The organism is Paenibacillus sp. S-12, assembly GCF_030363895.1.
GTDB lineage: Bacteria > Bacillota > Bacilli > Paenibacillales > Paenibacillaceae > Paenibacillus_B > Paenibacillus_B alvei.
Window position 1 is genome coordinate 60,352 of sequence record NZ_JASIUF010000019.1, and the last position, 12,084, is coordinate 72,435.

Here is a 12,084-nt window from a genome sequence, read left to right on the forward strand (position 1 = left end):
AAGACGATATTACAAGCTATCCAAATAGCGATCTGCTTCTTCGTAGCTTTGTGCTACGCCATAAGCGCCGCCAAGATCTTTAACCAAGCGGGACAATTGCAGCTTCGTCAATGCAGAGCTTACGATCATGGAAGATCCTTTTGTTTTTTTGGTAGCCATGTAATCGCGCAAACCTGACAAATAGTCATTAACGTCAGCTGGTGCTGGTTGTGCCTTTGCCATGTCGATGCAGAACGTATAGCCTTCTTTCGCTTTATCCACTTCTTTGCGAACAGCCATATCGTACTCTTTCGCTTCCTCAATTGTCATCATGCCTTCAAGCTTCACATACACACGGTTTTTAACTGCATCAAATTTTGTTTCGAACATAGTAAATCTCCTCCTAGATGTAAATGATTCATAGTATGTTGTTCAAACCATTGCTCAACTGCTCATACTGAATATTACTCAATATGTCGCCTCATGCCAATGCTTATTGCTATTTTTCCTGTTACATAAAATCAAATTATCTGCTTGCCGACTATCCGCAACCAGACCCTTCCAGCTATGATCGATGTTCATCCCCCCTGCACAGAATATCCCCAGAACGATTCTCTACTTCGCGGAATGCGTCAGGAAGCCAACGTCGAATCCGTGTCTCAGCAAGCTTGTCACTTGCTCTGAACCCGGTATAGTCCAAGCAAAGCCTAATGCTCCCAATAAGGCTGTCGTCCGCTCTGCGGTATGCTCAAACGCTGTAAGTGCAGATCCCTCATCCATCCAGCCGTTATGGAGCATCACATTTTCCACGGCTTCAAGATCCTCGCCCTTTTCATATCGTTCGAACAAATAAGAGAGGAACTCGGCCATTGGCAGCTTCTCTACCTGAACATCTTCCCGCGCAGACAGCATGTCAGACATACTGATCCGGTGAGGGTTGTAGATATGGAATATGTCATTATGCAGTGCTGGTTTGTCATGCAGCGTAACAATGGCTCGGCTTACCTGATTTACGAAGGACAAGTCTGTATCTTGGCCTGAAGCCGGTACAGCGCCCAATTGAATGAAGGACTTGATCGTTTTATAGAACGCATTGTCCTGAATATTTTCTTGGAACTGGCCGCTAACCGAATGGCACACAATGTTCCCGACTCGATAAATATTCGTGCTTATCCCCTTCTGACGCGCCTGTTCAACTAGCTGCTCTGCTTGGAATTTCGTCTGTACATAATAATTGTCATGCACCTGACCGATATTCAAGTCATCCTCCGTAAAGAGAACATCTTCCCTGCCCTTGATCGTTCCCATGCCGACTGACATCGTGGAGACATGATGGAATGCCTTCTTCTTCCCTTGCACAGCTAATTCGAGCAAATGCTCTGTTGCAGTGACATTATTCAAAACGAACTCCGAATAGTGTCCATAATGCTTGACATTAGCCGCAGCGTGGATGATGCATTCGACTTCATTTGCCAGCTTAGCATATTGTTCTGGTGCAAGTCCGAGATGTTCATCACTCAAGTTGCCATTTACGATTTCGATCCGCTGCCCGTACGTTGCTGCCAGATCGTCGCCGAAGTAATAAGCCAGCTTCTCATTCAGTCTGTCGCGTGCTTGTTCAGGAGATGTGCCGCGCACAACCGCTACAACCGTGCTGGATGTATATTGCAGTAAATCACGAAGCAAATATGCACCCAAATATCCTGTAGCACCTGTAAGCAGAACCTTGGCATATGTCAACTGCTGCGCAATATCCCGCTTACTGTACGCTTCGTTGCGGCTCCGATATTGCTCCCATGCTTCTGTGTGAGTCTCATTTTCTGTTGCGGTTACAGCATCAGAATAGATCGCGCGAATGCGCTCCAGCTTATCCTTCATATGGTTCGGACGATACTTCATCCGCTGTGCCAATTGCCGGATAGTTGGATAAGCGAATACGTCACTCACATCGACTTCATACTCCTGCTTTAACTGTGCGACAAGCGTGATCGCCTTCAAGGAATGGCCGCCAAGCTCGAAGAAGTTGTCACATACGCCGACAGTTGCTATTCCCAAAAGCTCCTGCCACAGCTCAGCGAGCTTCATCTCCATTTCGCTCTCTGGGGCCACATAGCCTGCTCCTGTCCACTCCTGCTTCGCTGGTGCAGGAAGCTTCGAGCGGTCGATCTTGCCGTTCGTCGTAAGCGGCATTTGCTCAAGAAATGCATAATAGGTCGGTATCATATAATCCGGCAAATGCGAGTGCAAATGCTGTCGGATGTCGGCTGCTGTTACTGTACCTTCAGTTACGATGTAAGCACACAGTGCCTTTTGTCCTGGTGATTCCTCGATATCGGTCACAAGCGTTTCCTTCACGAGCTCATGCGTACGTATTTGCGCCTCAATCTCGCCAAGCTCCATACGATAGCCGCGGATTTTAACTTGGTGGTCTTTGCGTCCTAGGAATTCAACCGTACCGTCTGGCAGCCAGCGTACAAGGTCACCGGTCTTATACAGCTTTTCGTCCGCCTTGAATGGACTGTCGATGAACTTCTCCATCGTCAAGTCCTCGCGATTCAAGTAGCCGCGCGCTACCCCGTCGCCGCCTACCCACAATTCGCCGGCAACGCCAATTGGCTGAAGCTTGCCATAGTTGTTCACGACGTATGCCGTCGAGTTTGCAATCGGTGCTCCGATTGGAATAGAACCATTCTGTTCAGCTTTAATCTGATGGCAGCAGGAGAAGGTTGTATTCTCCGTCGGTCCATAGCCGTTCACGATTTGAATCGGCGCACAATGATGGAGCACACGATAAATATGCTTCGGCGACAATACATCGCCGCCAACAAGCAGCGTACGAACAGGCTTGAACAGACGCTCATTCTTCTCCACAAGCTGCGTGAACAACGGTGAGGTCAGCCACATCATCGTGATGCCATGCCGTACAATTGCCTGTTCCAATTGATCTGCATCCAAAATCGTTGGCTTGTCCACGAGCACGAGCTGAAGGCCGTTGAGCAGCGCTCCCCATATTTCGAATGTCGAGGCATCGAATACAAGAGAACCGGTCTGCAAAATACGATCATTCTCTTGGAACGACACGAAATTCGTGTTTTTCACAAGACGCACGACATTGCGATGGGTTACCATAACCCCCTTTGGCTTGCCAGTTGATCCGGATGTATACATTAAGTACACGAGGTGATCAGGTTCATTAACGATCTCGATATTGTCCTTTGGTTGAGCTGACAGTGCCGAATCTGTGAAGCCAATGCTTCTTAGTCCATCAGGCAATCTTTCTGCCAAGTGGTCGCTCGTCAATACAATGGCAACACGGCTGTCCTCCAGCATATATTGAATGCGTTCTTGCGGATAGTCAGGATCGATCGGCACGTAAGCCCCGCCCGCCTTCAAGATCGCAAGCACACCAATAATCATTTCTGGGGTACGCTCCGTGAATAGCCCTACAGGCTGCTCTGCCTTTGTCCCTTGCTCCCGCAAATAATGAGCTAATCGATTGGCTTCTGTGTTAAGCTCCGCATACGTAAACTCTCGTTCACCGGCAACAAGTGCAATACGATCAGGCGTCAAACGAACCTGCTCCTCGAACAAGCTGTGCACAGTTGCATGACGTGGATAGTCCGTTGTCGTGCCATTGAACGTATGAACAATTTCCTCGCGTTCCTGCTTAGTAAGCAGATCAAGCTCGCCAATAATGCTGTCCGGTTGCTGTGCAACCTGCATCGCAAGCTGCTCGAAGTGGCTCGCTAATCGCTCAATCGTGGTGCGTGCAAACAGCTTCGTGCAGTACTCAAAGTTACATGCGAGCTCCTCTTCCTGCTCAATCGCTTCCAGCGTCAAATCAAACTTCGACGTGCCGTTATGGTAAGGAAGCTGTGTAAAGCTCGCATCGCCTGCTTGCAGCGAAATGTTGCCCATATTCTGCATAACAAATACCGTATCGAACAGCGGGTTGCGGCTCAAGTCCCGCTTCAGCTGCAGCCGTTCTACTAGACTGTCGAGCGGATAATCCTGATGCTCATAGGCGAGCAGGAGCGTATCCTTCATCTCGTTCAAATATTGTGCAAAGACCTTGCCGCCCTCTGGATAACTGCGAATTGGCAGGGTGTTGACGAACATGCCCATCATTCGTTCAACATCTGTATGCGTCCGCGCGGCAACCGCACAGCCTACAATGACGTCTTCTTTGTCCACATATTTGGACAGAAGTACATTGTATACCGATAAGAGCACCATATAGAGCGTAGTGCCTTGACGAAGAGCAAGCTGCTTCAAGCCTTCCACCGTCTCCGCGGACAACGCAATGCGTACCATGTCCCCTTCAAACGATTGCACCTGAGGACGCGGATAATCAGTTGGGAGATCAAGCAGTGGTATATCACCCTCTAGAACGCTCAACCAATAAGGCTCATGCTCTTGCTCATCTTGCACACGTGCAGACTGCCACTCTGCGTAATCCTTATATTGCAGCGTTATTGGCGCAAGCTGCTCACCCTCATACAGCGCCGCCAATTCTTCTGCAAAGACGCTGAGTGATGTCCCATCAAATACGATATGATGGATATCCAGCATCAGCACATAGTGTTCAGGCGCGAGCTCCGCAATAGCAGCTCGCAAAAGCGGTGCCTTATCCAGCTCAAATGGGCGAACGAATGCTTGCGCCAGTTCGCCGGCCGAACGGCCTTCCGCTTCCATGACCGGCACATCCAGTTCGATCGCTGCATGCACTTTCTGCACTACCTTATCCTGCTCCCAGTGGAACGAAGTCCGGAACGCTTCATGCCGTTGGACTAATTGATTCAATGCCTGCTTCAGCCGATCAGTGTCCAACTGGCCGTTCACTTCATACACAAGCGGGATGTTATAAGCCATGCCGACACCGCCTCGCTGTTGAAGAGCGAACATCCGCGTCTGTGCTGGAGCGAGACAATAGTGCGACTTCATTTCAACAGGCGCAATCGACTCAAATTGAGCTTCCGCTCCTCCATCAATCTGTGCAGCAAGCTTGCCGACAAATGGATTAGAGAACAAATCCTTAAAGGATAACGAGACATGGAATTCAGCCGAAATACGTGCCTGCAGCTGCCCCAGCTTCAAGGAGTGTCCGCCTATTTCAAAGAAATGATCCTCCGTACCGACTGGGGATATTCCGAGCAATTCCTCCCAAATCTTCGCCAGCTTCTTCTCAGTCGCCGTTGTCGGCGCTTGATAGTTAGCGGACATGCGCTCCTGCTTCTCAGGCTGAGGCAGCTTGGCCCGATCGATCTTCCCGTTGATCGTCAGCGGCATCCGCTCCAAGAACATGAAGTAAGCTGGCACCATGAATTCCGGCAAATGCTGGGCTAAATACTCGCGCATTATAGCGGCTGTCATATCTTCATCTGCGACAATATAAGCACATAGCGCCTTCTGACCAGGCGCTTCCTCGAAGGCAACAACCAATGCTTCCGTTACCTGTTCATGCGTATGAATTTGCGCTTCAATCTCGCCAAGCTCCATGCGATAGCCACGAATTTTTACCTGATGATCCTTGCGTCCCACGAATTCCAGGTTTCCGTCTGGCAACATGCGAACAAGGTCACCCGTCTTGTAGATGCGCTCACCAGTCACAAATGGACTATCGATGAACTTATCGCGCGTCATTTCTTCCTTGTTCAGATAGCCGCGTGCTACACCTTCACCACCAACCCACAGCTCTCCTACAGCTCCAATCGGCTGCAGCATGCCATAATTATTTACGACATAGGCAGTTGAGTTCGTGATCGGTGTACCGATTGGGATCGTGCCCTCTCCTTCCTCCTTCATCAGATAGGAAGTCGAGAAGGTGGTGTTTTCCGTAGGCCCATAGATATTCGAGATGTCGATCGGTGCACACTCCTTGGCTGCACGATAGAAATGCTTCGGCGACATCAGCTCTCCACCTACGAGTAATTGACGCAAAGGCGCAAAAATGCGTGGATTGCGATCCACCAATTGAATGAAAAGCGCTGTTGTTAAGAACATGGTCGTTACACCGTGGCGAACGAGTGCTTGCTCTAATTGTTCTGCATCTAAAATGACTGTCTTGTCTATGAGAACCAGACCTAAGCCGTTCAGCAACGAGCCCCATATTTCAAATGTTGAGGCGTCAAACACCAATGACCCCGTTTGCAAAATTCGATCGCCTTCGTTAAACTTCACAAAATTCGTTCGCTTAACTAGGCGAACGACATTGCGATGGGTAACCATAACGCCCTTAGGCCGTCCTGTCGATCCAGATGTATAAATAATATAAATAAGATCTTCCGGCTGATTGATAGATGCCAAATTATCTCCTGACTCATCAGCAAGTGTCGGGTCATCAATATAGATAAGCTCCATGTTAGCAGGCAAATCCGCCTGTGATGAACGGCTTAACAGCACATGCTTCGTGCGGCTGTCTTCCAAAACGTACTGAATGCGATCTTGAGGATGATCCGGATCAATAGGTACATAAGCTCCCCCTGCCTTGAGGATAGCCAATATCCCTATAACCATCTCCGCACTTCGTTCTGCCATAATCCCAACGGAATGCTCACGGCCAATGCCCCGACTCTGCAATCTGCGCGCTAATTGGTTCGCACGCACATTCAGCTCACGATATGTCAGGTCACGGCCATCTTCCTTTACAGCCACCCGGTCAGGATGAAGCTGCGCCTGCTCCTCGAACAGTGCCGGAACTGTAAATGTATGCGGGTAATCTACCCGAGTCTGATTCATTCCTTCGATCAACTGGTGCTTGTCCTGCTCCGTTAACATCTCCAGTTCGCCAATGCGCTTCTGAGGGTGCTTAACCATTTCCTGCAACAGTTGCAGGAAATACTCCGCCAGCTTCTCCACCGTCGATAATTGGAAATGATTTTCCTTATAGTACATGGTAAACAGCAGTGTCGAACCAACTCCATCAACAGATTGGATGCAGCAATGCAAACCGCATTCCTGTGTCCCCTCCGGAAGCATCGGTTGAGCATCTGCTCCGTACCAGCAGTATGTTGCTACATCGCTGTCTATTCCTATTTCAGAGCAAGTCAGGTTACGCCCTTCTGTGCAAGCCAACAAACTGTTATGAATGTTCATAATTCCTTGCATGGTCACGTCATCCTGGCTGACTACGGTATGATTGCCATTGCCATTACTCGATTGAACGGCATGAAGAGTTACTTGCTGTGAGTTGTAGAAACGAGACAACAGCGTTGCCCACGCTCCGCATATGACGGATTCCAACTTGACCGAATGCTCGGTCGAATGATCCTTCAGAAGACGCAACGTCTCCTCAGGCAGCTCAATAGAATGTGCGTCATAGCCTGTCAATCGTTCTACTGTCAATTCCATGAAAGCCAATCTTCGTCCTCTCCTTTATCACGATCCAACCCATTTCATAAACCAATGAGTCAACTGCTCCCATGTGATGTACTCTATTTGCTTGGCAAAATCCATATGCTGTGCGCACACAGTCATACAATAGCCTGTTTCAGGAACGACATATTGCTTTACATAATAATGATTAACTTTCCATAATTGATTACGCTGTACAGGTACGGCTGTCTCCTGCACGATTTCGAAAGTGCTTGGAAGCTGACTGAGACCTACACCAATTGCCTTCAACACACTTTCCTTAGCCGTCCATATGTAAAAAAACAATTCCTGACGCGCACGGCAGTCGTCCGTATTTGCAAGCAATTCCAGCTCACGCGGCGAGCATATCAGCCTAGCCACATCCATGCTCCATTCCCCTGCTTGCTCAATATCAATCCCGATTGGCGCTCTATCCAATGCCACTGCAATGAATGCACCGGCATGAGAGATGTTGAAAAATACCGGGTTGCCCTCTATATACGGCTTGCCGAATGAATGAGTACGAATAACAATCTCGTCGTTCGATCGGTTCAGCGCTCGAGAGAGCAGGATGCGAGCCAATATATCAGCTGCAACCACGCGGTAACGATCTTTACGCTCTCGAAGTCTGTCTAACCGTTTGTATTTTTCAGGCGTAACATACGGGATAAATCGATCCATCAACGAAGCTATGTTTTTATAGGAAGTACATTCGTCCCACTTCAGCAACACAATTTCCATCATTTACCCCAACCTTTGTGCGCAAAAAAAAGGCCATTGGGAATAGCCTTGTCACCAAATAACCGTTGTTTGGTTACCGCAACTCGAATGGCAGCCCGGCTGCCATAATCCAATAGACGTTAGGCCCGAGGCTTTGCGCCCCCAACTTTCGACTGGGTTTGCCTTTTAATCCTGATGTTGTTCTTCTTGATGTCTCCATTGATTGTTGCAAATCGATTACCAGGCAAGAATGTCATAACATTGTTTACGCACTAGTTCTTGTGACATGTATCGCGTGATTAGGTCTAAAGTACATATTACATATCAGCATGCTGGATACCTGTTCACAATTATCCAACTACAGACCCATATTTTATATCGGCTGCTTAAATGAAAAGATTAATACCTTTTCATATCAATTTTCAAATTTTCGACACGGACAATCATTTTTTGTCATTTTTTAGTTGTAATTAAGTGTTTTTTCGACTTTTTTCCGACAAAAACACCCCTAAACTGCGTTTTTTCTAACATTTCCATTCGTTTCCTCTCCTTTTTTCATTCGACAAAATTGTCGATTGAAGACCTAATGTTAAAATTACTCCTTATCATTGAATACCAGCATAAAAATCCCTCTTATCCCTAAAATAATTCCCTTATGAATGCATAAGAGCCTCGAAATGCATTCGAGGCTCTTATAAAATGCTATTATTCTATGCCGTTCAGTCTGTTTGCCATTGGCTTGATTTACTATCAGTTTCCAACAATGATTTCATTAGAGGCATTTGAGAGAGCATTAACCGTTGCATATCGTCCATCCGCTACGGACACCACAAATACTTTATAGGCAACACCAGTGCGAATTGGATTTCCGTATACATCATTATCGGACAACGAGAACATGGTCGATCCATCGCCCGACACGCTTACCAATTTATAATTATTTCCTCCCACACGATTCGCCTGATCCAGGTTGAATGAATCTGCCGATACGGAAGGAACGACCATTACTCCATAATAGGCAATTCCGTTGTCGCTGCTTGGCTTCGAGAAGTAGGCCTTGAATTCATTCGCTCCTTCTCTCGCCACAAACACATTCGTAGGGGCCTGCACGGATTGATCTACCAAGGAAAATTCACCAGAAGGCGAAGACAAAGCATTCGAGGAGCCGCTTCTATTGTCAGCTACCGTAAGCACAAAGACCCGGTAAGCAATACCTTTTTGAATGACATTCCCTTGAACATCACGCAAGCTGCTTGTCAGCGATTGTCTCACATAGCCACTTTGGCTTCCAACCCGAATATAGCTTGATGAACTCACAAGTCCCGCACTATATGTGTCAAAGGCATAAGACTGATCAGCACGAACGACCATAATGCGGTATTCATTAACATAAGAATTGTTGGATGATGCAGCAAAGCCCACTTCAATATCGCTGGCATTGCCGTTTCCGCCAATAATCTTCGCTTCTACATTCGTTACAACATCAACTGAGGCATTGCTTCTGAGCGTAACCTCAGGAGATGGAGCAGACAACGCATTGTTCGCTTGATTATTCGCGCTTACAGAGAGCACAAAGACCCGGTAGCTAATACCGTTGCGAATTGGCGCACCATCCACATCTCTTGCATCCGAACCAAGTACTGTTGACAAACTGCTGCCATTACGATTCACGACCGTCGAGTTCCAACTGTTTACTCTGTTCGCTTCCGTCAGGTTAAAACGGCTTGCATTGGAAGACTTCACAACCATGACACGATAATGATTCACATTCGATTCATCTGCGGCACGGTTGAATGTTACCCCCATGTTCCGTCCATCATTGTAATTGCCGCCCATACTGCTCGCCGATACGTTCGTTGCTGGATAGACCGTCGAATTGTTAGACAATGTAATCGAATCTGAAGAGCTGGACAAGGAATTCACATAGCTGCCGCGTCCAACCGAAAGCACGTATACTTGGTAGCTGATTCCATTGCGGATCAGATCGCCATCTACGTCTCTAGCAGTAGAGCTCAGCTTGAGGCTGATGTCTCTTCCATTCGTGTTCACTGACGTGTAGTTATAGCTGGATACGTTGTTCGCTTCAGATACATCAAAGCGATACGATCTGCTTGATTTCACAACCATGATGCGATACTGGCTAATATTCGATTCATCCGATGCACGATTAAAGGTAACCATCATGTCGCGGCCGTCATTATAATCTCCTACATCGCTTACTCTTACATTGGAAGCATTGTATACCGTTGAGTTATTCGAAATATTGATGGAATCGGATGCGCCCGACAATGCATTGTAGTCAGAGTTGCTATTCGAAACTGACATGACGAACAGACGGTACGTTTCCCCTCTGCGGATTAATGAGCCATTCACATCACGCATATTAGATGGCAATGTTGAAGTAATGCTATAGCCATTCTTCGAGACATCATAATAATTGCTGGATGAAACCCGGTTTGCTTCAGTCAAATCAAAGCGATAAGCATCCGAATATTTCACTGCAAAAATCCGGTAGTAGCTTACGCGCGATTCATCGGAAGAGCGATTAAAGCTGATCTGAATATCGCGGCCATCTCCATAATTGCCCACTTGGCTAACTTTCGTAATCACTGGAACACCAGCTGATTGTCCAAGCGTGATCGAAGATGAGCTGGAGGACAGCTTGTTGCTATACGAGCTCGTATTGCTGACAGATACGACAAATACGGTATAGGACACGTCTTTACGGATATAGTCACCTGATGTATCTCTTGCCGTCGAACTCAATGTTGTCGTCAACGTATAGTTACTGGACTTCGATACAGTGGTATAATTTTGGCTGGATACGCGGTCTGCTTCATAAGCATCGAAACGAGATGCATCCTTCGTTTTAACGACCATAATCCGATAATTTTGAATTTGACTGTCGTTAGATGGACGAGTAAAGCTAACCTGCATATCGCGGCCATCGTTATAATTCGCCACATTGCGCACTTGCACATTCGTCGCCGCTGCAACTGCATTATCGCCTAACGTAAAGGTAGAAGATGAGTTAGAAAGCACCTGATCGTTACTCGATCTGCCCACTGACAATACATAAGCTTCATACTTCACATTCGTGCGAATATAGTCTCCATCTACGTCACGGGCGCGAGAATCCAATTTGACTACAGGATCGTCAGCGTTTTTGTTCACTACGGTATAATTGCTGGAAGATACGGAGCGTGCTTTGTTCAAATTAAAGGAGTTTGAAGCTTTAACAATCATGACGCGATAATGATCAAGATTATATTCATTCCTCTCCTTGGAGAAGCTCACTCGAATATCGCTGGCATCTCCAGACTGACCGGAGATTTGAACCGTAACATAGTTTACGCCTTGAAGATTACCGGAATAGTCAGGCGTTGTTGGACGATCCGGGTACGTCGGGCGATCCGGGTATGTCGGCGAACTGCCAGAAGTCACGCGAACGACTCTCGTTTTGTTGTCATAAGTGATTGTAGCACCCAATGATTCACTTACGAAACGTACCGGAACCATCGTTCTGCCACCCATTGCTCTAGCTGGAACATCCATATAGACAGTTCTTCCATTGACCGTTGCCGCTTTGGAGCCCAAGGTCAAAATTACCGAGGTTCCTCCCTTGTAAGCTGACACCTTCTTCGTTTTGTAATCGTAACTTACACTGGCGCCAAGCGCCTGGAAAATAGCCGCCATGGGAAGCAGCACACGGCCTTGCGTGTAAACAGGCGATTGACCTGTACTAATACTGCTCCCATTCACGTATACGGTGTAAGCTGCAGGCGCAGCTTGCGCCGGTACAGGCATGACCAGCGTAAAGCCAAGTGCTGCCGCAACAAAACCTGATATTAGCTTTTTCACATTTTCACCCTCCTAAGTTGAAATCATATCCAAGTATGAATTTTCCGCCTTTATGTTAGATGATCCAATAGAGGAAAATGTTTTATGGTTTCGCGCTGAAATGTGACAAATTTGTGTCAATGTTTCGAATGCTGATTTTTACAGCATTAAAAAACAAAAAAAAACCGCTAA

The 12,084-nt window shown here is 47.2% G+C and carries 4 protein-coding genes and 1 riboswitch; all 4 genes read right to left on the reverse strand.

Annotated features, from left to right (window positions below):
- Positions 1-9: 9 nt before the first annotated feature.
- Positions 10-369, reverse strand: a complete 360-nt coding sequence (locus tag NO352_RS19045; RefSeq protein ID WP_163975330.1) for a protein kinase — start codon at positions 367-369, stop codon at positions 10-12.
- A 225-nt stretch (positions 370-594) separates the two neighbouring features.
- Positions 595-7,329 (reverse strand): non-ribosomal peptide synthetase, encoded by a 6,735-nt coding sequence (locus NO352_RS19050; protein ID WP_289356525.1) that lies wholly within the window; start codon positions 7,327-7,329, stop codon positions 595-597.
- Positions 7,330-7,356: 27 nt separating this feature from the next.
- Positions 7,357-8,076 carry a 4'-phosphopantetheinyl transferase family protein gene (locus NO352_RS19055; protein WP_268621922.1) on the reverse strand — a complete coding sequence of 240 codons (720 nt, stop codon included), beginning with the start codon at positions 8,074-8,076 and terminating at the stop codon, positions 7,357-7,359.
- Positions 8,077-8,159: 83 nt separating this feature from the next.
- A riboswitch (cyclic di-GMP riboswitch) is annotated at positions 8,160-8,246 on the reverse strand.
- A 556-nt stretch (positions 8,247-8,802) separates the two neighbouring features.
- Complete coding sequence (locus NO352_RS19060; RefSeq protein ID WP_289356517.1) at positions 8,803-11,913, reverse strand: copper amine oxidase N-terminal domain-containing protein; 3,111 nt, start codon at positions 11,911-11,913, stop codon at positions 8,803-8,805.
- Positions 11,914-12,084: the final 171 nt, after the last annotated feature.